The 26,132-nt window shown below is 69.5% G+C and carries 22 protein-coding genes; 6 read left to right on the forward strand and 16 right to left on the reverse strand.

The genetic code is table 11. The annotated features are described in order from the left end of the window. The first annotated feature begins 125 nt into the window (after positions 1-125). On the forward strand, positions 126-2,078 hold the full coding sequence (locus ACQPYS_RS19380) for a gamma-glutamyltransferase family protein (RefSeq protein ID WP_433490399.1): 1,953 nt from the start codon (positions 126-128) through the stop codon (positions 2,076-2,078). A gap of 72 nt (positions 2,079-2,150) precedes the next feature. After that, positions 2,151-3,497, forward strand: a complete 1,347-nt coding sequence (locus ACQPYS_RS19385; RefSeq protein ID WP_433490400.1) for a DUF1254 domain-containing protein — start codon at positions 2,151-2,153, stop codon at positions 3,495-3,497. A gap of 58 nt (positions 3,498-3,555) precedes the next feature. On the opposite strand, the gene ACQPYS_RS19390 is transcribed toward ACQPYS_RS19385, so the two are convergent. From ACQPYS_RS19390 to ACQPYS_RS19410, 5 genes are all read right to left on the reverse strand, one after another. Further along, positions 3,556-4,056 (reverse strand): PH domain-containing protein, encoded by a 501-nt coding sequence (locus ACQPYS_RS19390; RefSeq protein ID WP_433490401.1) that lies wholly within the window; start codon positions 4,054-4,056, stop codon positions 3,556-3,558. A gap of 3 nt (positions 4,057-4,059) precedes the next feature. After that, positions 4,060-4,539: a 6,7-dimethyl-8-ribityllumazine synthase gene (gene ribH / locus ACQPYS_RS19395; RefSeq protein ID WP_433490402.1), complete on the reverse strand. Its 480-nt coding sequence runs from the start codon at positions 4,537-4,539 to the stop codon at positions 4,060-4,062. 28 nt (positions 4,540-4,567) lie between these two features. Beyond that, the gene (locus tag ACQPYS_RS19400) at positions 4,568-5,812 is read right to left on the reverse strand and encodes a bifunctional 3,4-dihydroxy-2-butanone-4-phosphate synthase/GTP cyclohydrolase II (protein ID WP_030521457.1); all 1,245 of its coding nucleotides are present in this window, start codon (positions 5,810-5,812) and stop codon (positions 4,568-4,570) included. Between the two features lie 78 nt (positions 5,813-5,890). Further along, complete coding sequence (locus ACQPYS_RS19405; protein ID WP_063039020.1) at positions 5,891-6,511, reverse strand: riboflavin synthase; 621 nt, start codon at positions 6,509-6,511, stop codon at positions 5,891-5,893. A gap of 96 nt (positions 6,512-6,607) precedes the next feature. Next, entirely contained in the window at positions 6,608-7,720 is a 1,113-nt protein-coding gene (locus tag ACQPYS_RS19410; RefSeq protein WP_433492984.1) for an IS630 family transposase, read from the reverse strand. Between the two features lie 639 nt (positions 7,721-8,359). On the opposite strand from ACQPYS_RS19410, the gene ACQPYS_RS19415 reads away from it, so the two are divergent. Next, positions 8,360-8,821 (forward strand): hypothetical protein, encoded by a 462-nt coding sequence (locus ACQPYS_RS19415; RefSeq protein WP_063038925.1) that lies wholly within the window; start codon positions 8,360-8,362, stop codon positions 8,819-8,821. 88 nt (positions 8,822-8,909) lie between these two features. On the opposite strand, the gene ACQPYS_RS19420 is transcribed toward ACQPYS_RS19415, so the two are convergent. The 3 genes from ACQPYS_RS19420 to rpe all read right to left on the reverse strand — a co-directional run bounded on the left by ACQPYS_RS19420 (position 8,910) and on the right by rpe (position 11,946). Then, positions 8,910-10,787, reverse strand: a complete 1,878-nt coding sequence (locus ACQPYS_RS19420; RefSeq protein WP_433490403.1) for a caspase, EACC1-associated type — start codon at positions 10,785-10,787, stop codon at positions 8,910-8,912. Continuing rightward, positions 10,787-11,152: an effector-associated constant component EACC1 gene (locus ACQPYS_RS19425; RefSeq protein WP_431940343.1), complete on the reverse strand. Its 366-nt coding sequence runs from the start codon at positions 11,150-11,152 to the stop codon at positions 10,787-10,789. The genes ACQPYS_RS19420 and ACQPYS_RS19425 overlap by 1 nt, the downstream gene beginning before the upstream one ends. 122 nt (positions 11,153-11,274) lie before the next feature. After that, positions 11,275-11,946 (reverse strand): ribulose-phosphate 3-epimerase, encoded by a 672-nt coding sequence (gene rpe, locus ACQPYS_RS19430; RefSeq protein ID WP_063038931.1) that lies wholly within the window; start codon positions 11,944-11,946, stop codon positions 11,275-11,277. Between the two features lie 237 nt (positions 11,947-12,183). Between rpe and ACQPYS_RS19435 the strand changes: the two genes are divergently transcribed. From ACQPYS_RS19435 to ACQPYS_RS19445, 3 genes are all read left to right on the forward strand, one after another. Next, positions 12,184-12,606 (forward strand): ATP-binding protein, encoded by a 423-nt coding sequence (locus ACQPYS_RS19435; protein WP_063038933.1) that lies wholly within the window; start codon positions 12,184-12,186, stop codon positions 12,604-12,606. 116 nt (positions 12,607-12,722) lie between these two features. Beyond that, positions 12,723-13,496 (forward strand): SigB/SigF/SigG family RNA polymerase sigma factor, encoded by a 774-nt coding sequence (locus ACQPYS_RS19440; RefSeq protein ID WP_431940362.1) that lies wholly within the window; start codon positions 12,723-12,725, stop codon positions 13,494-13,496. Positions 13,497-13,691: 195 nt separating this feature from the next. Further along, positions 13,692-15,842, forward strand: coding sequence for a molybdopterin oxidoreductase family protein (locus ACQPYS_RS19445; RefSeq protein WP_433490404.1), 2,151 nt, complete (start codon positions 13,692-13,694; stop codon positions 15,840-15,842). Between the two features lie 58 nt (positions 15,843-15,900). Here the strand turns inward: ACQPYS_RS19445 and ACQPYS_RS19450 are convergent, their stop codons facing one another. The 8 genes from ACQPYS_RS19450 to metK form a co-directional block, all read right to left on the reverse strand. Next, positions 15,901-16,248 carry an MmcQ/YjbR family DNA-binding protein gene (locus ACQPYS_RS19450; RefSeq protein WP_433490405.1) on the reverse strand — a complete coding sequence of 116 codons (348 nt, stop codon included), beginning with the start codon at positions 16,246-16,248 and terminating at the stop codon, positions 15,901-15,903. 63 nt (positions 16,249-16,311) lie between these two features. After that, positions 16,312-17,622 (reverse strand): RsmB/NOP family class I SAM-dependent RNA methyltransferase, encoded by a 1,311-nt coding sequence (locus ACQPYS_RS19455; RefSeq protein ID WP_431940346.1) that lies wholly within the window; start codon positions 17,620-17,622, stop codon positions 16,312-16,314. Between the two features lie 833 nt (positions 17,623-18,455). Beyond that, entirely contained in the window at positions 18,456-19,376 is a 921-nt protein-coding gene (gene fmt, locus ACQPYS_RS19460; RefSeq protein WP_063038939.1) for a methionyl-tRNA formyltransferase, read from the reverse strand. Continuing rightward, positions 19,376-19,918 (reverse strand): peptide deformylase, encoded by a 543-nt coding sequence (gene def / locus ACQPYS_RS19465; protein WP_063038941.1) that lies wholly within the window; start codon positions 19,916-19,918, stop codon positions 19,376-19,378. The genes fmt and def overlap by 1 nt, the downstream gene beginning before the upstream one ends. A 202-nt stretch (positions 19,919-20,120) precedes the next feature. Beyond that, positions 20,121-21,074 carry an esterase/lipase family protein gene (locus ACQPYS_RS19470; protein ID WP_433493081.1) on the reverse strand — a complete coding sequence of 318 codons (954 nt, stop codon included), beginning with the start codon at positions 21,072-21,074 and terminating at the stop codon, positions 20,121-20,123. Between the two features lie 134 nt (positions 21,075-21,208). Further along, a complete protein-coding gene (locus tag ACQPYS_RS19475) occupies positions 21,209-21,880 on the reverse strand; it encodes a PadR family transcriptional regulator (RefSeq protein WP_433490406.1) in 672 nt (223 codons plus the stop codon). 306 nt (positions 21,881-22,186) lie between these two features. Beyond that, positions 22,187-24,601 carry a primosomal protein N' gene (locus tag ACQPYS_RS19480; protein WP_433490407.1) on the reverse strand — a complete coding sequence of 805 codons (2,415 nt, stop codon included), beginning with the start codon at positions 24,599-24,601 and terminating at the stop codon, positions 22,187-22,189. A 104-nt stretch (positions 24,602-24,705) separates the two neighbouring features. After that, positions 24,706-25,917, reverse strand: a complete 1,212-nt coding sequence (gene metK, locus ACQPYS_RS19485) for a methionine adenosyltransferase (RefSeq protein WP_433490408.1) — start codon at positions 25,915-25,917, stop codon at positions 24,706-24,708. Positions 25,918-26,132: the final 215 nt, after the last annotated feature.

Genomic DNA, 26,132 nt, shown 5'->3' on the forward strand with positions numbered 1-26,132 from the left:
GGGCGGGACACCCGGCTCCGAGCCCCGGCCCCGCCGGGGTCCGCCACCCGGCCGCTCGCCGCCTGTTTCCCCCACGCGGGGCGAGTTCGCCCACCACTGTCGCCGCATCCCGCTACAGTTCGAATATGCGCCCGATACAACGGATTCGGTACGCGCTGACGGTGACGGCGCTGCTCGTGGCAGGCTCGCTCAGCGGATGCTCCGACGATACCGGGGCCGCGGGCCCCTGCACCCCGGCACCGAACGGCACTCCGGTGACCGCCGCGCCGGCCGCGGGTTTGGCCGCCCCCACCTCGCGCGATCTGGCGACCAACCCGGAGATCGCGTCGGGCTATCGCAGCGAGATGACCGCGGTCCGCACCAACGGCTATGCCGTATCCACCGCCAACTCCCACGCGACGCGCGCGGCCTGCGAGGTGCTCCGGGCCGGCGGCACCGCGGCGGACGCGCTGATCACCGCACAGACCGTGCTGGGGCTCACCGAACCGCAGGCGTCGGGTCTGGGCGGTGGGGCGTTCCTGCTCTACTACGACGCGGAACACGAGACGCTGGAGGCCTACGACGGCCGGGAGACCGCACCGGCCGCGGCCACCGAGAACTATCTGCGCTGGATCAGCGATACCGACCGCACCGAACCGAAACCGGACACCCGCGCCAGCGGGCGCTCCATCGGGGTGCCGGGGGTGGTCCGGATGCTCGAGCTGGCGCATACCGAGCACGGCCACATCCCGTGGCGGGAACTGTTCGATCCCGCCGTGGCGCTGGCGGACCAGGGATTCGAGATCAGTCCACGACTCGCCGGGCAGATCGCCGACTCCGCGGCCGAACTGGCCCGGGACCCGGCGGCGGCCGAGTACTTCCTGGACACGGACGGTTCCCCCAAGGCGGCGGGCACGGTTCTCACCAACCCCGCCCTGTCGAAAACCCTCACCACGGTGGCCGCCGAGGGCGCGGAGGGTTTCTACACCGGCCCGATCGCCGAGGACATCGTCGCCGCGGCCACCGCCCGGGACGGCGGGCGCACCCCGAGTCTCCTGGAAGCCGCGGACCTCGACTCCTACCGCGCGGTGAAACGCACTCCGCTGTGCACCGGCTACCGCGCACACGAGATCTGCGGAATGCCCGGCCCGTCCTCCGGCGGTATCACGGTCGCGGCCACGCTCGGCATCCTGGAGAACTTCGATCTTCCCGCCCTGCCGCCACAGCAGGTCGACCGTAACGGTGGTGTCCCGCGGGCCGAGGCGGTACACCTCATCGCCGAGGCCGAACGCCTCGCCTACGCCGACCGGGACAAATTCGTCGCCGATCCGGATTACGTTCCGCTGCCCGGTAATTCACCGGAAACACTGGTGAACCCGGATTACCTGGACAAACGCGCCGAACTCATCGACCCACGCCGGAGCATGGGCACCGCGCAGGCCGGGAACTTCGGCGCCGCGCCGGTGGGTATCGGCCCTCAGCAGCCCGAACACGGCACCAGCCATATCTCGGTGGTCGATTCCTACGGCAATGCCGCGGCCATGACCACCACGGTGGAATCGGCCTTCGGTTCCTTCCACATGGTGGACGGGTTCCTGCTGAACAACCAGCTCACCGATTTCGCGACCGACCCGCTGGGCACCGACGGCAAGCCGGTCGCCAACCGGATCGAACCGGGAAAGCGGCCGCGCAGTTCCATGAGCCCGACACTGGTGTTCGAGCAGGCCAAGGACTCCGAGCGCGGTGCGCTCACCCATGTGGTCGGCTCCCCCGGCGGCTCGGTCATCATCCAGTTCGTAGTGAAAACCCTTGTCGGCATGCTGGATTGGGGCCTGGATCCACAGCAGGCGGTCTCCGCGCCGGCCGTCGGCGCCGCCAATACGCCCGTCACGAATGTAGGCGGCGAGCATCCGGCGATCGACCCGAGCGACGACGGCGCGCACGACCTCCTCGTCACCCGGCTGCGCGAACGGGGCCATCAGGTCTCGGTGGCCCCGCAGACCAGCGGGCTGAGTGTGCTCGGCCGGGACGGTGACCACAGCTGGATCGGTGGGGCCGATCCCCGGCGCGAAGGCGAGGTCCTCGGCGATACGCGGTGAATCACGCCGGACCGTGGCGGCTCACCCGCGCCGGGTGAGCCGCCGGGCGGTTTCCGGTGGTCCCCTGGTGTCATGCCGAGCACCGATACCGCCGGGCTGTCCCGGGCCGAACTCACCACCCTGGCGGCCGAGGCGTTCATCTACGGTTTCCCACTCGTCTACGACCTTCGGCAGATCACACGGTTCACCGGAGAAGGGGTAGGTGGCCTGCCGCCGGCACCGCTCAATGTGTTCGGCCATGCCACCGCGCTGGCCGGGCCGCAGGACACCTTCGTTTCTATCAACAACGACACCGTGTATTCGATCGCCACCATCTCCACCGCGGCCGGCCCGGTGCGCCTGGACATACCGGATACGGCCGGCCGCTACTACGTCATGCAGTTCGTCGACGCCTGGACGAACAACTTCGCCTATATCGGTCATCGCGCCACCGGGACTCTCCCGGGGGCCTATCTGCTGGTGGCGCCCGGCTGGGACGGTATGCCGCCGGAAGGCGTCACGGTCGTCGAGTTCCCGACCACGGTCGCCACCATTGTGGGCCGGTGGGCCGTGGACGGGGAATCGGATCTGCCGGCGGTCCGTGCTCTCCAGGACGCCCTGCACCTGACGCCGACCGCCGCCGCACCGGATCTGCCCGCCCCCACACCGGGGGTCCCGGAAGATCTGCGCTTCTTCGAAGAGCTCCGCGTCGGTATCCGGGCCTTTCCGCCCGCTGAGCGTGACCGCCGCTACCAGCAGCGCTTCGCGCCGCTGGGGTTACTGGACGCCGATACGCCCTATTCCGATCTCGACCCGGATCGGGCGTCGGCGCTGCGGGAGGGTCTCGCGGCCGGCAGGGAGCGCCTCGAGACGGCTGCGACCCACGGCGGCGCGCCGCGGCAGAACGGCTGGAATCTGACCTACCACATCTTCGACTACAACCTGGATTTCTTCGGCGTCGGAGCCCTCGACGATCCGCACTGGAAACTCCCCGACGACCCGGATCGCTATCTACTGCGCGCGGGCGCGGCCCGCGGCGGGCTCTGGGGCAACCACGGCTACGAGGCCGCCTACGCGATGGCCTTCACCGACCGCGAAGACCGGCCGCTGCACGGCTCCCACCGTTACGAGGTGCGCTTCGCCGAGACTCCGCCGTGCGGCGCGTTCTGGTCGCTGACCATGTACGACACCCCGGATTTCCTCCTCGTCGAGAACCCGATCGGACGCTACTCGCTGGGTGACCGGACCCCCGGCCTGCACACGGTGAACGGATCGCTGACCGTGGTGGTGCAGCACGACGAACCCACCGATCCGCAGCGGCGGGCCAACTGGCTCCCGGCCCCGGCCGGCCCGTTCCGGCCGATGCTGCGTATCTACGAACCGCTCGATGCCGTGTTCGACGGCAGCTATCAGCTGCCACCGATAGTCCGGGTGGAGTAGCCGACCGGGACCGAGCAGGCGATTCGCCCCGGCCCGGGGAACCGGACACCGGGTCCGATCAGTCCGGTGGGGCGTACTTGATACCGAGGTCGCGGAGCCGGTCCAGCGCCGCCGCGGCGTGCTCACCGTCGTTGGATCGCACCGCCAGCATCGGGACGTAGTCGTCGTTCACCAGCTCGAGCCGGGCCCACGCCTTACGGTCCGGGAACGACACCCCGCGGATGTGTTTCCATTCGAATTCGTTGTCGCCGAGCACATTCCGGACCACGACCCCGCGGCGGCCGGCCCGGACCCGCGGGCGAGTGAGCAGCAGGACGGCCGCTGCGCCGAAAATCCCGATACACGCCATCGCGAACTGATCGACCACCCGGAAGTTGACCCCGGTGTAGCCGGTCCGCAGGAAGATCCCGAACAGTGCGAAGGCCACCACCAGGAACACCGCGACGATCACCGCCGTGCGTCGCGCTTTCCGCGGGCGTACCTCCAGCTCCCATTCGGCAGCGGCCCCCGGGTCACCGCCGGAGGCTTCCCCCCGGCGTCGGATCCATCCGACCGGCACGACTCAGCCTGCCGCGCGCAGACCGCGCAGGGTGAGGGCGGCGTCCAGGGCGGCGGCCGCCGCCTGTTCGCCCTTGTTCTCCGTCGAATCCGGCAGTCCGGCCCGGTCGAGGGCTTGCGCTTCGTCGTTGGTGGTGAGCACGCCGTTGGCGACCGGGGTGCTCTCGTCCAGCGAGACCCGGGTCAGGCCGGCGGTCACCGAATCGCAGACATAGTCGAAATGCGGGGTGCCCCCCCGGATCACCACACCGAGCGCGACCACGGCGTCGTGGGTGCGGGCCAGCTCCTGGGCCAGTACCGGCAGCTCCATCGCGCCGGCGCACCGCGCGACGGTGGTGTGCCGCACCCCGGCCTCGGCCGCGACGCGTTCGGCATTGGCGACGAGGGTGTCGCAGATCTCGGTGTGCCAGCGCGAGGCCACGATCGCCAGCCGCAGGTCCTTGGCGTCGGCGAGCGCGAAGCTCGGTACCCCGGTGCCGCTCATCGGTTTCCGCCTTTCGATCCGGGGGACGTCACTGCGCCGTCTCCCCGAGGTCCAGATCGTCCAGACCCACCAGGTCGTGGCCCATCCGGTCGCGTTTGGTGCGCAGGTAGCGCAGGTTCTCGGCATTGGCCCGGACCGGCATGGGCACCCGCTCGGTGATGCGCAACCCGTAGCCGTCGAGCCCGACCCGTTTGGCCGGGTTGTTGGTGAGCAGCCGCATGGACCGCAGCCCCAGATCGACGAGGATCTGCGCGCCGGTCCCGTAGTCGCGGGCATCGGCGGGCAGGCCGAGCTCGATATTGGCGTCGACCGTATCGTGGCCCGAATCCTGCAGCTGATAGGCCTGCAGCTTGTGCATGAGCCCGATACCGCGGCCTTCGTGCCCGCGCATGTAGAGCACCACGCCGCGGCCCTCGGCGGCCACCATCTCCAAGGCCGCGTCCAACTGCGGCCCGCAGTCGCAGCGCAGCGAACCGAACACGTCACCGGTCAGGCATTCCGAATGCACCCGGACCAGCACGTCCTCGCCGTCACCGACATCCCCACGCACCAGCGCGACATGTTCGACATCGTCGTAGATGCTCTGGTATCCGACGGCGGTGAACTCGCCGTGCACGGTCGGGATACGCGCCTGCGCCACCCGCACGACATGTTTCTCGTGCTTACGCCGCCAGGCGATCATCTCGGCGATCGAGATCAGCGCCAATTCGTGCTCGTCGGCGAAGACCCGCAGCTCGTCGGTGCGGGCCATATGCCCGTCTTCCTTCTGGCTGACGATCTCGCAGATCACCCCGGCCGGCCGCAGCCCGGCCATCCGCGCCAGATCCACCGCGGCCTCGGTATGCCCGGGCCGGCGCAGCACGCCCCCGTCCTTGGCGCGCAGCGGCACCACATGACCGGGACGGGTGAAATCGTTCGGTTTGGCGTCGCCGTCGGCCAGCAGCCGGATGGTGGTGGCCCGGTCGGCACCGGAGATACCGGTGGTCACGCCCTCCCGCGCATCCACCGACACGGTGTAGGCGGTGCCGTGCTTGTCCTGGTTCACCGCGTACATCGGCGGCAGTCCCAGCCGATCGCAATCATCACCGGTGAGTGGTGCACAGATGTAACCCGAGGTGTAGCGGATCATGAACGCCACGAGCTCCGGGGTGGCCTTCTCGGCGGCGAAGATGAGGTCGCCCTCGTTCTCCCGGTCCTCGTCGTCGACCACGACGACCGGTTTACCGGCCGCGATATCGGCGACCGCGCGCTCGATGCTGTCGAACCTGGTCACGTCTGCAATGCTCCATCTCGATAGGTCCCGATCACACTACTGGGTCTGTTCGGCCGGTCCGGGCGCGGCCGCCGGTCGTCAGCCGCGCTGCTGGAGGCGCTCGACGTACTTGGCGATCACATCGACCTCGAGATTCACGACGGTCCCGGGGGTGGATGTGCCCAGATCGGTGAGACTCAGCGTGGTCGGGATCAGCGAGACCTCGAACCAGTCCCGGTTGCCGTCCGCGGCCGGTGTATCGGCCCGGCCCAGCCCGGAGACGGTGAGCGAAATACCGTTCACGGTGATGGATCCCTTCTCCACCACGTACCTGGCGATCGCGTCGGGCAGCGAGATCCGGACCACTTCCCAGTTGTCCGCCGGGGTCCGGGCCAGGATGGTGCCGGTGCCGTCCACATGCCCCTGGACGATATGACCGCCGAGCCGGCTGTTCACCGCCGCCGCACGCTCCAGATTGACCCGCGAACCCGGCTCCAGACCGCCGATACTCGACCGGCGCAGTGTCTCCCCCATGACATCGACGGTGAACGCGTCGTCGACGACATCGACGACGGTCAGACAGACCCCGTTGACCGCGATCGAATCACCGTGTCCGGCATCGGAGGTGACCACTTTCCCGCGGATCGTCAGCCGCGCCGCGTCGGCGGATTGTTCGCGGGCGACGATTTCGCCCAGTTCCTCGACGATGCCCGTGAACATGTCTTCTCCCGTTTCGCGTCGGTGTTCCGCATACGGAACGGCGGGAGTGGTACCGGGTATTCCCAGTTCGCCGTCCACGACCAGACTAGTGCCTTGTCAGGCAACGTTGGGTAGGTAATCCGGGCGGCGGATTGGTGAGTTGACTGCGAAGTCTCGTTTGGGTCGGGCGTGTTGATTGTGCCAGCGGATGTAGGCGCCGATCGCAGCGTCTTGCTCGGTGTGGCTGCGGTGGTCGGTGCCGTTGAGAGCGAAGTACCGCAACGCGGCGAACTCCGATTCGATCCAGTTCAGCCACGACGAATAGGTCGGTAGGAACACCAGCTCCACATTGTTGGCCGCAGCCCAGGCCCTGACCTCGACCCGCTTGTGCGGGGAGAAGTTGTCGACGATGACATAAAGCTTCTCGCCCGGCCAACGAGCCCGCAGGGTCTTCAAAAACGCCAGGAACTCGATCCATCGTTTCCGGTCCCGGATCCGGTAGTGAATACGGCCGGTGGCCAGGTCCAACGCGCCGAGCAGGTGCCGCACCCCGTGGTCGCGATGGTAGGTCGCCCGCAACCGGCGGGGTTTGCGGGCCGGGAACCAGCCACGTCCCGGGCGGGGTTGCAAGTTCAACGGACCGAACTCGTCGACACAGACCACACGTCCGTCGGCGGGCGGGTGATCGTAGAGATCGAGGATCCGGTTCATCTTGGCGGTGAAGTCGGGGTCGGTACCGCCCTTCCAGGTCTTGGTGGCCTGCCACGACACCCCCTGGGCCCGCAGGATCGTGCGCAGTGTTTCACGGCTGATATCAGCGATCTTGCTGGTGGCAAGCCAGTCTCGAAGTTTCGACAGGCTCCACGTCGAGAACGGCCGACCGAACTTGCGGGGGCAGCACCGGGCGATGCAGGCGATGGGTTCACGCGTCGCCCGATCCACCTTGCTCGGCCTGCCCCCACTCCATTTTGGGTCCAACGCGTCGAACCCCCGTTCGTTGAAATCGTGGATCACCTGGCGCACATAGGCTTCCGAGACCTGCATCAACCGCGCTATCGCCGGCACCGGTTGATGCTGCGCCGAGGCCATCACCACGATCGCGCGACGAGTCCTGATCGGCTGCCGGCTCGACTTGGTGATCTTCTGCAATCTGCGTCCCTCATCCGGGGACACCTCCCGCACGAACACTTCCGGTTTCCGGGCCATCGACACCACCTCCAACAGCAGCATCACCGACGACAAGCAACAGCTCAAACCGACACCCGGATTACCAGCGCAACCTATCTGGACGGGGCACTAGTTCTCGCCCTCCGACCCGGCCATGACGCCGACCACCCTGCGGGAACCCCGGTCGGGCGGTCACGACACCGCAGGAGCGTATCCGGAAATTTTCCGATCGAGAGATGGCGGTCACATTCGGCCGGCACGCCCCTATACGGCTTCCGACGGGCAGAGATCCGGTCCGGACCGAACCCGATCGCACTCTCTTTCCCCCACCGATATCGCATCGAAACCCGAAATGTTTCTCGATTTGCACGCTCACAGCGGCTGACGCAATATTGTGAGGTGACCGGCTCGCCCACCTCGACGACCCCGCGGTGCGGCCCGGCGCAGCATTCGTACGAGGACGGCCACCGCCGCGGAACACCGTGCGCCACAAGCCATCACGACAATTGGATCCGCCCACACCGGCGCGGGCCGGGAACTACCGCACCGACGCGGGGCTCCGGCAGCTCCCGGCCCGGCGGCAGTGTTGTCCGGGCACCGGATCCGCGCGGGGACAACACCCGGCGGATCCATGCGATATCCGCCCCGGCGGATGCCCGCGCACCGGCCGGCCACGCCACCACTCGAGGAAGCCGCACCGCTATGACCACTTTCACCGAATCCGCCCTGGAACGACACTGCCGGCGGTACCGGGAGAAGGATCTGCTGCCCGCGGTGGTCGATCCGGCCTCCCGGCGCATCCTGTTGCATGTGGGCGCGACCTACGGCGCCATCACCATGCCGACCGAGCTCGGCGAACAGGTGTTGACCCGCCTGCGGGCGAAAGGGATCGCCGGGCCGGTCTTCGCCCACCCCCGGGCCCGGCGCTGGACCTTCCTCACCGGTCCGACCCGGCACGAGGAATTCACCGCTACCGCGGCCGCCGAACTATTCCGCCTCTACACCACCGTGGCCGGTACCGGCAGCCAGATCGTGCTGCCCTCACCCGAGGACGAGGCCAGCGGCTACCGCCTGTGGGTCGCGGGCCCCGAGGTACTGGGGACTCGGCCGCCCCAGCACGCGGTGGTCGACGCCGCGCGCGAATGCGCCGCCGGTACCCGCTGAACCCGGCGCGATCGTCGCCGGGTGGACCGCGATGGAGCCGACCCACGCTGTCGGGTTCCCGGCGGCGCAATCTCCACGTCGCACCCGGTCATGCCGGAGGTGGATCGGTCTTTCGCCGGTACAGCCCGGGCAGCACTGCTCGGGCCGCCTCCTGCCAGTGCCGGGCTTCCGCCGGATCGCCACGCTGTTCGAGGAGCAGTGCCAGCGCGCCCATCCCCTCCACCCGGCCGGCTTCGGCGGAAGCACGGCACATCCGCTCGGCTTCGTCCCATTCGTCTTGCTGGATGAGCAGTTTCGCCAAGGCGAGCACGCCGATACCGGCACCGGCCCTGATGCCTTTCCGGTACCAGTCCTCGGCCTCCGGGAGGTCACCGGCCTTTTCCCGGATCTTGCCGACTTCGACCATGGCAAGTCCGTTTCCCTCGCGGACCGCCAGCCGGAACCACCGCTCGGCGGCGGCCGTATCGCCTGTCGCCATGAGCTCGTTCCCGAGCCGGACCATCCCATCGGTGCTGCCCACCGCCGCGGCTTCGCCGAACCACCGGATCCCCTCCGACCGCTCGTTTCGCGCCAGGTGCTGAATACCGAGATTGATCATCGCGTCGGGTTCACCGGCCGCGGCCGCCATCCGGAGCCATGAGTCGGCCTCGACGGTCTCGCCCTGATCCGCTGCCATCAGTCCCAAGCATGTCCAGCCGGCCGCGTCACCCGCGTCCGCCGCTCGCCGATACCACGACACGGCCTGTTCGCGCTCCCCCCGGCGCTCGAGTAGTCCACCCATCCTGAGCATGGAACGCGTCCGGCCCGCGGCGATCGCGGCACGGTACCAACGTTCGGCTTCGCCGGTGTGGCCGCGCCGCTCCAGCACATCGCCCAGGAGTTCGGCCGCCTGTGGTTGCCCTGCCTCGGCCGCGTGCCGATACCACGATTCGGCCTCGGCGACGGCACCCCGGTTGTAGAGGAATGTCCCCAGGAGGGTCATCCCGTTGGACAGTCCCGCACCGGCCGCTTCGCGGTACCAGCGTTCGGCCCGCGTATCGTTTCCCTTTTCCTGGTGGTGTGCGCCCAGCAGGAGCATCATGTCGGTATTCCCGGCCGATATGGCCCGCCGGTACAGCTGTGCGGCTGCCTCCGGACGACCTTCCGTTTCGAGCCGGTTGCCAAGGCTGTACACCCCGGCCGGATCGGCGAGGTCGACCGGCTCGTACCCGGCACCGGCCGGGTGCCAGGATGCGTTGCGCACCAATGGCAGCCGGCCGACGGTATCGCTGCCGCTCATCCTCGGCTCCGGGAGACCGGCACTGCGCAACCGGTACAGCAGTTGCTCGTGGAGCGTGGTGATGTCGAGCAGCTCCGGACCGTCGGCCACACCGCACCTCAGGACATCGACGAGCCGGCCGGTGTACGCGGTGAAAACCGCTCCCGGCGGCGCCTTCGCCATCTCGTTGCTCTTCGTGGCGGTCAGCACACAGGTGCCCCGGATATCGAGCTGCCCGGCGACCTGCGCGGCATTCCCGGCCATGGTGCCGTGGGCATGCCCGCTGAAACAGCAGTCGAGCACCACGACTTTGGTGCGCGCGTCGGAGGACAGCATGGCTCGCCGCAGATCGTCGTAGGCGAGCGAGGTGAAATGCGGCTTGCTGTCCAGCGCGTACGAGGTGGCCAGGTAGAGGCGGCCGAAATCGGCATCGATGAGCCCGTGCCCCGCGAAGTAGACGAAGAACATATCGGTCGCTCGGCCGGCGATATCCTCGACTCGAAGCGCCAACTCCTGGGCATTCGCCGGGTCGCGGATGACGACACAGTGGTCATCCGGGAGACCGGCGAGCAGCGGATCGGTGAGAATCTCGTGGAGCGCGTCGAGGTTGTGCGGTACGGCGGGGATATCGGCGAGACCGTCGTCCCGGGGGTAGCTACCCACTCCGATGAGGCAGGCCCAGCTCCGGGCCGGGTCCGGCAGAACCATCACAACTCCCCCGCTGCCTCCCGTAATGCCTCGACCACCGCGAGCGGGTCCCTGACCCGCTTCCCGTCCAGCTCGACGGTCCCCTTCTGTCCGCGAATGGTCACCTTCACATCGGCGGTGCGGTGCCGCACCCAGACACTCAGCGATCTGGCCAGCACGACGCCGGTACCCGACCCCAGCACCACCACCAGAGCGTCGCTCAGCCCGCCCATGTCTTCCGGGCCGGGCGCTGCCGGTGTGAATGCCGGGTTCGGTAGGTCCTCTTCCCGCTGGAGCCACCGGAACAAGGATCTGACCTCGGCGGCGGAGTCCGACGCGGCCGACACACTGATGGATACATCCACCGAACCCCCACTCACAGACACGAATTCGATCCTACGGGGTCGATACCGTGTGGCTCGGGGTTTCCGGCCCGATTCGTGGGCCGCGGCCGGAAGATGCTCTGCGGACGGGACCGGCACCGCGGCGAACAATACGGCCGCGGACTTCAGTGGGCCAGGTGATGCGCCGACCAGCTCGATTCCGCCTGCCGCCGCAACTTCTCCACCGTCGCGCCGGGATCCTCGGTGTTGTACACCGCCGACCCCGCCACGAAGCAGTCGATACCGGCCGCCGCGGCCTGCTCGATGGTGTCGGCGTTGATCCCGCCGTCGATCTCCACCACCAGGCGCAACTCCCCCGCGTCGACCAGACGCCGCACGATCCGGGCCTTCTCCAGCACCTCCGGAATGAACGACTGGCCGCCGAACCCGGGCTCCACACTCATCACCAGCAGCGTGTCGAAATCACGCAGGATCTCCAGGTACGGCTCGATGGGGGTGTTCGGCTTCACCGACAGGCCCGCCTTGGCGCCGGCGGCCCGGATATCACGGGCCACGGCCACCGGATCCTCGGTCGCCTCGGCGTGGAAGGTCACGTTGTAGGCGCCCGCCTCCGCGTACGGCGGCGCCCACCGGCCCGGATCCTCGATCATCAGATGGCAGTCCAGCGGAATATCGGTGGCCTTCAGCAGGCTCTGCACCACCGGCAACCCCAGGGTCAGATTCGGGACGAAATGCGCGTCCATCACATCCACGTGCAACCAGTCGGCGGTCGATACCGCATCGGCCTCGTCGGCCAGCCGGGCGAAATCGGCGGACAGGATCGACGGGGCGATCATCGGGACCGGAGGACGGGTGAACGTGGGGTCGGACGCAGTCACAGCGGGAGTGTATGGCGGCGCCCGCGGCGGCTCGGGCCCGGGGGCCGTGTTCGCCGGTGACGCCTCGGGCACGGCGGGGCCGGCGGCCGTCCGGAATACGGGTGAGGCACCGGCGGACCGGTTTCTCGGCAGGATTCCGCCTGCGGGTGTGCCCCGCTCCCCGCTTTGTGACAATGCGCCCATACACTCGGCTGCGTGATCAATACTTCGGCGGAACAAGGGCTCCACGGTGCCCCGGTGGAGATTCGGGTGGCGGCATCGGTGACACAGTTGCCGATCGTGCGCGGTCTCGCCGAGGCTCTGGTCCTGCTCAGTGATTTCACGCTGGACGAGGTCGCCGACATCCGGCTGGCGGTGGACGAGGCATGCTCCACTCTGATCGGCCTGGCGGCGCCCGAGACGAGCCTGCGGTGTGTGTTCAGTATCGGTGACACCGAATTACGGGTACAGGTCGCCGGGGTGGCGGCGCAGGAGGGACTGCCCGACGCGCGCAGTTTCGGCTGGCACGTCCTACGTACCCTGACCGATTCGGTGGACACCCGGCAGGACCCTTTCGATCAGCAGGTTTCCGGATATCCGACAGCGGTCGAGTTCCGTCGGGTCCGGGGGAAAGCGTAGTGAGCGAGCAGGACAAGCCGCTCGAATCTCCCGAGGACGAGCGGCACCGGGGATCGGCGAGCGCGGCCGACACCACCGAAGCCGACGCCGAGGCCGATACCGAAACCCGTGAGGAGCTGGAGAACTCGTCCTCGGCGGGCGGATACGACGATGTCGCGGATCTGTTCGGCCGGCTCGCCGCTGCCGAACCGGATTCGCCGGAGCAGGCGGCACTGCGCAATGAGTTGATCGCGCGTTGCATTCCGCTGGCCGACCATATCGCCCGGAAGTTCAGTGGCCGCGGCGAACCGTTCGACGATCTGACCCAGGTGGCCCGGGTGGGTCTGGTACACGCGGTGGACCGTTTCGATATCTCGCGCGGTTCGAATTTCCTGTCGTTCGCGGTGCCCACGATCATGGGCGAGGTACGCCGGTATTTCCGGGACAACACCTGGGCGATGCGGGTACCGCGGCGGGTCAAGGAGACCCATCTGCGGATCGGTGCCGCGGTGGATTCGCTGTCGCAGTCGCTGGGCCGTTCGCCGACGGCCAAGGAGATCGCCGCCGAGTTGGATGTCGACCCCGACGAGGTGACCCAGGCCGTGATCGCCGGTAACGCCTATCAGCCGACATCGATCGACGCCGCCTCGGTGGGACGCGATACGGACGCGTCCCTGCTGGACACTCTCGGTGAAGAGGAAGCGCAGTTCGACCGCGTCGAGGAGTACGTGGCGATCCGGCCGCTGCTGGCGGGATTGCCCGAGCGCGAGCGGCGGATTCTCACCATGCGGTTCTTCGAGTCGATGACCCAGACGCAGATCGCACAGCAAATGGGTATTTCGCAGATGCACGTGTCACGCATTCTCGCCAAGACCCTGGCCCGGTTGCGCGATCAGTCGTCCCGGGAGTAATCGCCGCACCTGTTGTGCCCGCTTCGCCGTTCGGTCTACCCTCACCCTTGAGAGTATGAGTGGGAATTTATCTCAAACGACCATTCCGGGAGCCCGCTTTTCTCCCTCCAGCAACCGATCAGCCGGATCAGCCCGTAATCCGGCGCTCCTGCGGGTCGCGCGTCGACGACGACGCGGCGGAAGGTGATGTGAGTTATGACCGCGGAAACCATCGCCCGGCAATGCACCCTGTGCGAAGCGCACTGCGGCATCCTGGTGACCGTCGAGGACACGAAAGTGGCCAGGGTCGAAGGCAATCCCGATGATGTGCTGTCCAAGGGCTACATCTGTCCCAAGGCCACCGCCATGGCGGGCCTGCACGACGATCCGGACCGGCTGCGCACCCCGGTGCGCCGCGTCGGCGAGAAATTCGAGCCCATCGGCTGGGATGAGGCCTTCCGCGAGATCGGCGAGCGCCTGCGCCGGGTGCGCCGGGAGCACGGACCGCATTCGGTGGGCATGTACCTGGGCAATCCGGCCGCCCACAATTCGGCGATCATGTACGCCTTCGCGCTGCGCATGGCACTGATGACCCGCAATTTCTACACGGCCTCCTCGATCGACCAGTTCCCGCAGGAATTCGTGGCCTGGCAGATGTACGGGTCGAATTTCCTCATGCCCATTGCCGATATCGACCGCACCGACCGGATGGTGATCATCGGAGCGAATCCGGCGGTCTCCAACGGATCGGTCACCACCATGCCGGGCGCCCGCGACCGGATCAAGGAGGTGCGCGCCCGCGGCGGCAAGGTCGTGGTGATCGATCCACGGCGTACCGAGACCGCCCGGCTGGCCGACGAGCACGTCTCGGTCCTGCCGGGTGGTGACCCCTATCTGCTGCTGGCCGTCCTGCACGTACTGATCACCGAGGATCTGTGCGACCGGACCGCCGTCCGCACCCAGTGCGCCGGGTTGGACGAGCTGCGCGAACTGGTCGCCGGGTTCTCGCCCGAGGACGCCGCACCCTACGCCGGTGTGGACGCCGAGACGATCCGACGGCTGGCCCGGGAGCACGCGGCCGCGAGATCGGCGGTGATGTACGCGCGGATCGGGGTGTGCCAGACGCTGACCGGCACCGTCACCCACTGGCTGGTCAACACCATCAACGCGATCACCGGCAATCTCGACAGCCCGGGCGGTCAGATGTATGCCACCCCGGCCGTGGACCTGCTGCCGCTGGCGCGCCGGGTGTCACCGTTCTACGGCGCCTGGACCGACCGCTCCGGTAAGTACAGATCGTTCCGGTTCGAACTGCCGGTGGCCGCGCTGGCCTCGGAGATCCTCGACGACGGCCCGGACCGGATCCGCGCCATGATCACCTACGCGGGCAACCCGGTACTGTCCACCCCGCAGCGCGGACAGCTCGACGAAGCACTGGGTTCGCTGGATTTCTATGTGGCCGTGGACATGTACGTCACCGAGACCACCCGGCACGCCGACATCATCCTGCCGCCGCTGTCGCCGCTGGAACGCGAGGATCTCGACATCCTGCTCACCATGTTCAGTGTGCACAACAATATTCGTTTCAACGCCCGAGCGGTCGCGCCCGAGCAGGAGGGGCTCGAGGACTGGGAGATCATGGCGCGGCTGACCACCGAGATCCTGCCGCTTCCACTGCGCTCGCTCACCGGCCGCGCCCTCAACGCGGTCTTCGCCCGGGTCAGCCCGCTGCGGGCCGCGGCCGTCGGTATCGCGGTCGGCCCGCACGGCGTACTGCGCCGGGGCCGTAAGGGCGTGACCGTGAAGAAGGTGCGCGCCGCCCGCGGCGGCATCGACCTGGGGCCGCTGCAACCGCGGCTGCATTCGCTCATCGCCACCCCCGACCGCAAAGTGCACCTGGCGCCACGGCAGTTCGTCACCGAGGCGCGCCGGCTCCTCGACGAGGCGCGCGCGGGCGGCGTGGACCGCGACCTCGGGTTCGATCTGCGGCTCATCGGCCGGCGTCATCTGCGCAGCAACAACTCCTGGCTGCACAATATGCCCTCGATGGTGAAGGGCCGCGACCGCTGCACCGCGCTCATGCATCCGCAGGACGCGACCGCTCGCGGACTCACCGACGGCGGCCGCGTCATGGTGAGCTCACCCATCGGCTCCATCGTGGTGCCGGTGGAGATCAGTGACGAGATCCGGCCTGGCACGGTCGCCATCCCGCACGGCTGGGGTCACGGCGAACCGGGTGTCGGCTGGACTGTCGCGGCCGCGGTACCCGGCGCGAATGTGAATCTGCTGCACGATCCGGAACAGGTGGACCGTATCTCCGGTAATGCCGCGGTCAACAGCACCTGGGTGAAAGTCCACGCCGTATAGGCGGCACCCGCCGCGGGCCGGGCTCGCCCCACGACGACCCCGGTGAGCGCGAGAACGGTCAGAGATCGCGCTCGCGGGCACGCCGTAACCGAGCGGGCGCGACCAGCCACCAGGCCGCGTCCAGCAGTTCCCGCAACTGCCCGGGATCGACGCGGTGGAGGTCGATGAGGATGTAGGGGTAGCCGTCGTAGTGCGGGGTGGTGTAGAAGGCAGGGTCGCCGGAAGCCAGCAGCGCCTCCTTCTCCACCATCTCGCACCGCAGCGCGAGACCGCCCTCGGCTTCCGTGCGCAACCGTGCGAAACTCTTGCTCTCCGCTTTCAGAGCCGGGGTACGGTGGGAGGTGGCTTCGGTGACCTCCGGCAGCTCGGTGGCCATCCGAACCACATGCGCCCAGGTGATACCCATAGCGACAGTGTGCCGGGCGCGGACGCGGCAGGTCCGGAAATCCGTCGCGCCTGCGCCCGGCGGTTACGCCGGTTTGCGCAGCGCGGCCACGAACATGGCGTCGGTCCCGTGCCGATGCGGCCACAGCTGGGCCGCCGGGCCCGCGCCGAGACCGGTGACCCCGGGGAGCAGCGGACGGGCGTCGAGCTGTTCGGCGCCGGTACGGCGAACCGTATCCGCCACCACGGCAACGGTTTCCGGTAGATGGGGTGAGCAGGTGGAATACACCACCACACCACCGGGGCGCACCAGGTCCCAGGCCGCGGTCAGCAGTTCGCGTTGCAGGGCGATCAGGTCGGCGATATCGCCGGGGGTCCGCCGCCACCGGGCCTCAGGGCGGCGGCGCAGCGCGCCGAGACCGGTACACGGGGCATCCACGAGGACGCGGTCGTAGCCGGCGGTCAGGCCGCTGTCACGGCCGTCGGCGATATGCACCTGCACGGGCAGCCCGCGCGTCGCGGTGCGGACCAGTTCGGCCCGGTGCCGGGCCGGCTCCACCGCGTCGATCCGGTAACCGTCGATATCGGCCAGCGCGCCGAGCAGCGCCGTCTTCCCGCCCGGACCCGCACACAGGTCCAGCCAGCGACCGCCGTCTGTGCCGTGTAGCGGGGCGCGGGTGAGCGCCAGGGCCACCAGCTGGCTGCCCTCGTCCTGGACCGCGGCCATGTTCTCTCGCACGGGTTCCAGCGCACCCGGGTCACCGCCCTCCAGATACACCGCGTACGGCGACCACCGGCCCTCCTCACCGCCAGTGACCAGCGCGAGCTCCTCGGCGGTGATATCGCCGGGACGCGCCACCAGATGCACCAGCGGCCGGGCGTCGTCGGCGGCGAGCAGCTCCGGCAGTTCACTCGCGTCCGCGCCCAGTGCGTCGGCGAATGCCTGCGCGATCCACGTCGGATGGGCGTATTCGAAGGCCATCCGGCCGATCGGATCGGTGGGGGCGAGCCTTTCGATCCACTCCCGCGGACTCCGCTCGGCGACCCGGCGCAGCACCGCATTGACGAAACCGGAACGCGCCGTGCCGGATTCGGCACGGGCGAGTTCGACCGCGGTGTGTACCGCGGCGTGGGGTTCGATCCGGGTGCGCAGCAACTGGTAGGTGCCGAGGCGCAGGATGTCCAGCAGCGAGCCGTCTATCTCGTCGATCCCACGTCCCGCGCAGTCGGCGATCACCGCGTCGAGCACACCCAGGGCCCGGCAGGCGCCGTAACCGAGTTCGGTGGCCAGGGCCGCGTCCCGTCCCTCCACGCGGTACTCGCGCAGCAGTCCGGGCAGCACCAGGTTGGCGTAGGCGTCTCGTTCGCGGACGGCGCGCAGGGTCTCCAGCGCCACGGTGCGCGCCGGATCCGCCGACGTGCGCGTGGCACGATCACCCCGGCCGGGCCGCTCCCGGCCCGGGCCGTCGGGCCGTCTGCCCGCGCCGCGGCTCTGCGGCGCCGGCCCCCGGCGCCGGTCGTCCCGGCTGTTACCCGCCCCTTTCCGGGCGGCATCCGGGCCCGCGGCGCCACTCCGGCCGGGCCGGTCCGACGATCCGGCCGGGCGGCGGCCACGGCCCGCACCGGTCTCTCGATCGGGGCGGCCGCCGCCCGCGCCGCGACCGGGCTCGGCCCCGCGGTGCCGCGGCTGGCCGCGGTCCCCACCGGACTCGGCGGTGCCCCTGAACTCGGGCCGATCCCGGCGTCGACGGGGCCCGGTGACGCCGTCGGAATCGCCCCGGGATGTCCCCGCCGGACGATCGCGGCGGGAACCGGTGGTGCGGTCCGGACGATCGCCGGTCGGACGCCGGTCGGTACGGGAACCGCCCTCGCGCCGATCCTCCCGGGATCCGGCCGGCGATTCGCCCCGGTGGAAACCCGCCGAGCGCTGGTCCTGCCGGGTCGTGTCCGACCGCTCGCTCTGCCGGGAATCATCCGCACCCCGGCGGAAACCACCCGGACGCCGGTCCGGCGCGGTCCCGGACGCACGGTCGCCCCCGCGAGAACCGCCCTCGCGCCGATCCTGCCGGGGTTCGTCCGGCCGCCGGCCCGAGCCGGTCCCGGCCGAACGGCCACCCGGCCCGGAATCGTCCCGGCGCTCGGGCGATTCGTTCCGCGGTGCACCGGATTCGGCCGCGCGAGGTTCGGCGTGGCGCCGGAAGCCCCGGGGCCGGTCTCCACCCGAGCCGGTCATTCGACCACCGCGCCGGGCGCCGGCCGGGCACCGCGCGCCCAGTCGAGTGCCGCCATCATCCGTTTGCCCTGCGGCTGCACCTGGTCCAGCCGCACCGCGGTGGTGGCGGTGCCGACGAGCACACCGGTTTTGCGCACCTCGATCTGCCGCTCGGGCAGCACCTCTTCGACCAGTTCCACCGGGCCCAGTTTGAGACGGTTCCCGGCGACCGTGGTCCAGGCTCCGGGGAACGGGGTCACCGCGCGGATGGCGCGGCCGACGGCCAACGCGGGCTGATCCCAGCGGACCTGCGCCGCCTCGACGGTGATCTTGGGTGCGTAGGAGACACCGTCCGCCGGTTGTGGAATCGCCTGCAGGGTGCCGTCCTCGACACCGTCGAGCGTCTGCTCCAGCAGCGCCGCGCCACTGTCGGACAGTCGGCCCAGGAGATCGGCCGCGGTATCGGTGACCGCGATCCGCTCGGTCACCACGCCGTAGAGCGGTCCGGTGTCCAGACCGGTCTCGATCCGGAAGGTGGACGCGCCGGTGATCTCGTCGCCGGCCGCGATGGCGGCCTGCACCGGCGCCGCGCCGCGCCAGGCGGGCAACAGCGAGAAATGCAGATTGATCCACCCGTACTTCGGGATCTCGAGCACCCGAGGCGGTAGCAGCGCGCCGTAGGCGACCACCGGGCAGCAATCCGGCGCCAATTCCGTGAGTGCCTCCACGAATTCGGGATCGCCCGGCTTACCCGGGGTGAGGACCGGAATGCCGTGTTCGTCGGCGAGTCGCCCGACCGGTGAGCGTTTCAGCTTGCGGCCGCGTCCGGCGACGGCGTCGGGCCGCGTCACCACGGCGACCACCTCGTGCCGGGAGTCGAGGAGCCGGCGCAGTGACGGGACCGCCGGGTCGGGGGTACCGGCGAAAACGATCCGCATCAGTGGTCCCGCTCCGCGAGGGCGCGGCTCGGCCGGACAGTGAGCCCGGCGATGAACCAGTCGGATTCACGGATGGTGCGCATGGCCTGCTTCCGGTCGGGGGGATCGAGCCGATCGATGAACAGCGTGCCGTCCAGATGATCGGTTTCGTGCTGCACACAGCGCGCCAGCAGCCCCTCGGCCTCGAATTCGACCGGGTTGCCGTCCACATCCACACCGGTCGCCCGCACCCGCATGGCCCGCCTCGTATCGTGATTGACTCCCGGGATCGACAGGCAACCCTCCGGGCCGATCTGTTCCTCCTCGTCCAGCGCGGTCCAGCTCGGATTGACGAGATGCCCGCGGGCGTCGCGGGTGTCGTAGACGAACACCCGCAGACCGACACCGATCTGCGGCGCCGCCATCCCCACGCCACCGTCGTCGTACATGGTGTCGGTCAGATCGGTCACCAGCTGCCGCAGTTCGGGGCCGAACTCGGTGACCTCCGCCGCGCGGGCTCGCAGGATCGGATCGCCGAAGAGGCGGACGGACTGGACGGTCACGGTAGCTCCCGAAGACAGGTGGCAGGGCAGGAAGGTTTCATTCTAGGTAGCCCGGCCGGACCGTGTTCAGGCCGTCCGCCCACACCTGCGCTCCACTCCGGCCGGCCGGCCCGATACGGCCGAAGCGCGCGCATACCCCCGGTCCCCCGGATGGTGGATATTCGTGGCCGGGGCCAGTCGGCCCCGGACCGCGGCGCCGGAATCAGATATTGCCGCCGATGATCACCTCGGGGATACCGGTGCCGAGCGGTACGGGTACACATACCGGTTCGGGAGCGTGGGCGGGGTCGAGGATCTGGAACAGCAGCTGGAACACATACGGGTCGTAGACCATGTGGAAATGCCCGGTGAGATCGACCGGGCAGCGGTCCTGCAGGACAATGTTGTGCGCCCCCGGGCCGCGCAGAGCGATATTGCCGAACGGCTGGATCACTTCGTCGACCCGGCTGCCGACCGTGGTGTAGCGAACCCCGGGCACGGTGTCGCCGCCCGCGTTGAGTGCCCGCATGAACGGCGAATCCTGCACCTGTTGGACCGCCGCCACGGAGACCGCCCGGGTCGCCAGATCCATCGCACCCGGGAGTTGCTCGGCAACCGGGACCAGGCCGTACAGCACCCCACCGTAGGTGGGTGAGGCCAGGCCGACCCAGTTGCCGACGTCGGGTGCACCGCCGAGTTTGTTGATGTAGTAGCGGGTGACATTGGCGCCCTGGGAGAAACCGACGAGATCGACCTGCCGGGCCCCCGTCGCGGCGCGTACCTCGTCGACGAATTGCGCGATCTGGTAGGCGCTGAGCACGATGTCCTCGGTGCCGTAGGTGCCGGCGCCCGGTTTACCGCCGTAGTTCAGCGCGAAGACACAGAAGCCGTGGTCCACGAGCTGCGGCCCGATGACCGACCAGTCCGTGTAGGCGCTCGCGTCGGTGCCGTGCGCGAGGATCACCGGTCGCGGATGGGCCGCGTCCGGGACACAACCGAAATCGTTGACGCCGCGCGGCACCGCGTCCGGATGGGATTTCATATAGAGCACCGCTCCCAGCTGGTCGGGTTGCGGTGGCGCGGGATCCGTGGGGACCGACGCGGGAAGGTATCCGGCCGGCTGGGCGGTGCTCTCGACGCTCGCGAGCAACACCGACCCAGCCAATGCGACAGCCACGGTCACCGCCCGCAGGACACGCCTGCCGGTTTGTGAACCGTCCCGCCCCATCGGCCATCGAAATTGTTTCACAACACAATCTTCTACCCTGCCGGCCGGACGGAAAACCGGGGCCGGAGGTCTTGATCACCCCGTTACTTTCCGGAGTCGTCGTCTCCGGCGAGGATGCGGTACAACGCTTTCCGGGCATCGGTGAGCACCTCGGCCGCCTTGGCCGCCTGCTCGGGGGTGCCCACCGCCGCGACCTGCGCCACCGCGCCCATGAGCGGTCCGATCAGGGCCCGCAGATCGCTGGTGTGGGCGCCGACCCCTTCCTTGACCTCGGCCCACGGGTCCCCGAGGTCGGCCCGGTTCTCCGTAACGTGAGCGGTACCTGTCTCGGTCAGTTGCGCGGTCTTTCGGCCGGCGACTTTCTCGATGGTGATCAGACCCTCGTCCTCCAACTGTGACAGCGCCGGATAGATGGACCCGGGGCTGGGCCGCCAGAGATCGTCACTACGTTCGCGGATCTGCTGGATCAGCTCGTAACCGTGCATGGGTCGCTCGGCGAGCAGCAGCAGGATCGCCGCCCGTACGTCACCGCGCCGGCCCCGGCCACCCCGGCCGCGCCCACGTCCGAAACCCGGCCCGAATCCGGGGCCGAATCCGGGGCCGAAACCGGGACCGAAGTCCCCGCCGAAGCCCGGACCGACGCCGGGCGGGCCGCCGTGCCGGAAGGGACCGCCCGGACCGAAGCCACCCGGACGCGGGCCGCGCCCACGACGCCCACGACCCCGGCGGAATTCTGCGTTCTCGATGTTCTCCATAGCAACCTCCTGAGCTACTCGATCGGTTTGTGTAGCATCGACGATATATCGACAATCTATCCAACGCAACCGTGTGCTCGATTAGTTCCTGGATCGTCCCGGGACGCCGCGGACCGCCGAGCCGACCGCTCCGGGCGGCCGTCGGATCGACGGGTGCATCCGCGAGCGACCGGATCGTCCGCGAATACCGGAGCGGTACGTCGATACCGCCCGCTCACGCAGTGGCCTCGGCGGCGCCGGGGACCTGTGCACGCGGTCTGCCGCGCGGGTCCGGGGCGGGGCACTACACGGCCCGGCTCGCGTGGGTCAGCCGATTTCCAGCGGGTCTATCTGAACCCGCGGCGGCGACTCCGCCCGCTGACTACTCCGGATCGCCTGCGCCGCGGTGAGTGCCCGCGCCAGCGCCGCGCCATGCGTTCGCGGTGTACGCAGCAGCACCCGTTCGACCTCGACACCCGGGCCGTCGCCGCGCGCGCCGGAGGGCAACCGCGCGGCAGCCGGTAGCGGCACCGGACCCAGCACCTCCACCGCCGCCGGGAGTTCGGCGGCGGCGAGTAGACCGGCGATACCGTCCGGAGTGCCGTCGACCGCCGCCATCCGTACCGCCGGCGGGAATCCGACCTCGGTGCGCTGCGCCAGTTCGGCAGCCGCGTGCCCCGCCGGATCCCAGCGCAGCAGCGCCTGAACGGTCGGCACGGCGGGATCGGCCATCACCAGCACTTCACCATCGGGCCGCACCAGGGCCGCGGCGCTCAACCATCGGCGCAGGGCGTCCTCCGCGGCGCGTAGATCGGCGCGGCCGAGCAGCGCCCACCCGTCCAGGAGCAGCCCCACACCGTAACCACCGGCGAGCAACGGTTCGGCGCCGACAGTGGCCACCACGACCTGGGGTCCGGGCGGCACCGTGTCCAGTACGGCCGCACCGCTGGACCCGCGGATCGGCACCCCGGGGAACGCCCTGCCGAGCTCTTCGGCGGTACGCACCGCACCGATGACCACGGCACGCAACGCCCGGCCCCCGCAGGCCGGGCAACGGAACGCCGCCTCGGTGCGCCCGCACCAGCGGCAGAGCGGGCTGTGCGCCGCACTCTGGTCACCGGCGGGACGATCCGACCCTGGCAAGGACAGCGGCCCCACACACCGCCGGCAACGGGCGGGTGTGCGGCATCTCGTGCAGGCCAGCGCCGGAACATACCCGCGCCGCGGCACCTGCACCAGCACCCCGGCCCCGGCGGCGAGCGCCTTGCGGGCCGCGGCGAAGGCGGCGGCGGGGATCCGGATCGCGCGCGCCATCGGATCGCGTTCGAGCGCGGCATCGCTGTCCCCCGGGGCGCTGATCCGCGGTGCGGCGGCCCGTAAGGTCGCCCGGTCGGCGAGCAGATCATGGGCCCATCCCGTGTCCACGACGGACTGGATCTCGGCGGTCCGGGCGAACCCGGCCGCCACGAAGGCGGCGCCGGTGTCGTGGGCACGGAGCATGGCGACCTCGCGCGCATGCGGGTAGGGGGCGCGGGGTTCGGCATAGGTATCGTCGCCGTCGTCCCAGATCGCGACAAGGCCCAGGTCGGCGGCGGGTGCGAAAACCGCACTGCGGGTCCCCACCACCACACGCGCGGTTCCGCGCAGCACGGCCAGCCAGCGCCGGTATCTGGCCGCCGGGCCCAGACCCGCCGACAATCCGACCGCCGAATCCCCGACCAGCCGTTCGCATTCGCGCAGCACCCGGTCGAGGTCGCGCTGGTCGGGCACCATCAGAATCGCGCTGCGGCCGTCCGCGGCCACTACCGCCGCGAGCTCGGCCAATCGCCGCGCCCAGTCCTCTCCCGGCAGTGCCTGCCACGCCGCCCGGGGGCCCCGGCGGCTCGCGAGTGCGGTCAGGAAGGCATCCCCGTGCCGGTACCGGCGCCAGGCGCCGGTATCCACTCCCGTGGGTGGCGCCGTGCGTTCCGCCGTCTCGGAACGGCCCGCCTCCCGCGCCCCCGCGCCGCCGGTATCCGAGCCGCGCACCGACGAATCGGCGGCCTCCGGCGCCGCGGCGGCTCCGGGCCCATCGACCACACGCAACGGCACCGCCGCATCGCCCGAGCCGGCCGTTCGACCGAGGCGACGCGACGCACCCGCCTCGGCGTGTGTACCCGCGTCGGTGCCCATTCCGGTCTCCGTGCCCGACTCGGTTTCCGTACCCGATACGGTCTCCGTACCCGTCCCGGCATCGGGACGCAACCCCGGGTCCGTGCCCGGCTCGTCATTCACGCTCGACTCTGGCGCCGCGTCCGGCCCCACGGCCCCGGACGTCGTCGGCACGGTCGGGTCGTCCGTCGCCGCGCCCTTCTTCGCCGGCCCCCCGTTCTCCACCCGCGCATGCCGCGGCGGAATCGCCAGGCGCAGCACATCGGCACGGGTCCCGGCGCACCGGGCCGCTACGGTCGTCGCCAGTCGCAGGATCTCCGGGGTGAGTACTTGTTCGGCCGATACCACCCGCTCCAACCGGACCAGTTTGCCCGGGTGATCGGATTCGGCGTGCCGGGACAGCAGATAACCGTCCACCAGCCGCCCCGCGAACCGGACCCGGACGCGCACACCGGGGCGGGCTATATCGTCGAGCTCCGGCGGCACCAGATAGTCGAAATCACGGTCCAGGTGTGCGGGGGTGAGCAGCGGCAGCACCCGGGCGATCGGGCGCTCGACCGGTCCCAGGGCCGCCGTCGCGGCCTTCTTCACGCGAGCGCCCCGGCGCCGTGCCGGCCCCGACTCGGCCGACACCCCCGTCGACGCGGGGTCGGCGGGGGTGTCGGTGGGCGGTCGATCCACGCGGGACGTGGAACTTACAGTCCGGCCGCGGCGCGCAGCTTGTCCGCGCGGTCGGTGCGCTCCCAGGGCAGATCGATATCGGTGCGGCCGAAGTGCCCGTAGGCGGCGGTCGGCGCGTAGATCGGGCGCAGCAGATCCAGGTCCCGGATGATCGCGCCCGGGCGCAGGTCGAACACCTCGGTGATCGCCGACGAGATCTGGGCCGGATCGACCTTCTCGGTACCGAAGGTCTCCACGAACAGCCCGACCGGCGCCGATTTGCCGATCGCGTACGCGACCTGCACCTCTACCCGGTCCGCCAGACCGGCGGCGACCACGTTCTTGGCGACCCAGCGCATGGCGTAGGCGGCCGAGCGATCGACCTTCGAAGGGTCCTTACCGGAGAATGCGCCGCCACCGTGGCGGGCCATACCGCCGTAGGTGTCGACGATGATCTTGCGGCCGGTCAGGCCGGCATCGCCCATCGGGCCGCCGAGCACGAATTTGCCCGTGGGATTCACCAGCAGGCGGATATCGGAGATGTCCAGGTCGGGGATGGCGATATCGGCCAGCACCGCGTCGACGACCTTCTCCTGGATATCGGGGGCCAGCAGATTGTCGAGATCGATATCGGCGGCATGCTGGGTGGACAGCACCACGGTGTCCAGCCGTACCGCCTTGTCACCGTCGTATTCGATGGTGACCTGGGTTTTACCGTCCGGCCGCAGATACGGCAGCACACCGGTCTTGCGGACCTCGGTGAGCTTGCGCGACAGCCGGTGGGCCAGCGCGATCGGCAGCGGCATGAGTTCGGGGGTGTCGGTGTTGGCGTAACCGAACATCAGGCCCTGATCACCGGCGCCCTGCTGTTCGATCTCGTCGTCGGAACCGCCGACCCGCGCCTCGTGGGAGGTGTCGACACCCTGCGCGATATCGGGCGACTGCGCACCGATCGCGATATTGACACCGCAGGAGTTGCCGTCGAATCCCTTTGCCGAGGAGTCGTATCCGATCTCGAGGATCTTTTCCCGGACGATATGCGGAATATCCGCATATGCCTCGGTGGTGACCTCGCCCGCGACGTGCACCTGACCGGTGGTCACCATGGTTTCCACGGCGACCCGGCTGCGGGGATCCTGGGCCAGGAGTGAGTCGAGGATGGAATCGCTGATGGCGTCACAGATCTTGTCCGGATGACCCTCGGTCACGGACTCACTGGTGAATAGCCGGCTACCGGACGTGCGCACAGTTTCCCTCTTCCTCAACGGTTACTCGTGTCCGGAGGGACCGTAGCGCACGGCTCCGGTCACGCCCCTGGACTCCCAGACTATTAGAACGGGCGGCGTGATTGGGGTTCTGGACACCATCCTGGACGGGTTTCCGACCGCGGTGTTCGCTCCCCGGCACGCGCACCCCCGAGCGGGCTGGATCGTATCGCGTTCATGCCCCCGGTGGGCGTCTC

Source organism: Nocardia grenadensis (assembly GCF_050942415.1).
Lineage (GTDB): Bacteria > Actinomycetota > Actinomycetes > Mycobacteriales > Mycobacteriaceae > Nocardia > Nocardia grenadensis.

Excerpts from the sequence above, each read along its gene's own strand:
- ACQPYS_RS19410 (WP_433492984.1), bottom strand. The coding sequence starts at position 7,720 with ATGCTGCTGTTGGAGGTGGTGTCGATGGCCCGGAAACCGGAAGTGTTC.
- ACQPYS_RS19385 (WP_433490400.1), top strand. The coding sequence starts at position 2,151 with ATGCCGAGCACCGATACCGCCGGGCTGTCCCGGGCCGAACTCACCACC.
- ACQPYS_RS19405 (WP_063039020.1), bottom strand. The coding sequence starts at position 6,511 with ATGTTCACGGGCATCGTCGAGGAACTGGGCGAAATCGTCGCCCGCGAA.
- fmt (WP_063038939.1), bottom strand. The coding sequence starts at position 19,376 with ATGCGGATCGTTTTCGCCGGTACCCCCGACCCGGCGGTCCCGTCACTG.
- ACQPYS_RS19415 (WP_063038925.1), top strand. The coding sequence starts at position 8,360 with ATGACCACTTTCACCGAATCCGCCCTGGAACGACACTGCCGGCGGTAC.
- ACQPYS_RS19475 (WP_433490406.1), bottom strand. The coding sequence starts at position 21,880 with ATGGAGAACATCGAGAACGCAGAATTCCGCCGGGGTCGTGGGCGTCGT.
- ACQPYS_RS19420 (WP_433490403.1), bottom strand. The coding sequence starts at position 10,787 with ATGGTTCTGCCGGACCCGGCCCGGAGCTGGGCCTGCCTCATCGGAGTG.
- ACQPYS_RS19445 (WP_433490404.1), top strand. The coding sequence starts at position 13,692 with ATGACCGCGGAAACCATCGCCCGGCAATGCACCCTGTGCGAAGCGCAC.
- ACQPYS_RS19380 (WP_433490399.1), top strand. The coding sequence starts at position 126 with ATGCGCCCGATACAACGGATTCGGTACGCGCTGACGGTGACGGCGCTG.
- rpe (WP_063038931.1), bottom strand. The coding sequence starts at position 11,946 with ATGATCGCCCCGTCGATCCTGTCCGCCGATTTCGCCCGGCTGGCCGAC.
- ribH (WP_433490402.1), bottom strand. The coding sequence starts at position 4,539 with ATGAGCGGCACCGGGGTACCGAGCTTCGCGCTCGCCGACGCCAAGGAC.
- ACQPYS_RS19450 (WP_433490405.1), bottom strand. The coding sequence starts at position 16,248 with ATGGGTATCACCTGGGCGCATGTGGTTCGGATGGCCACCGAGCTGCCG.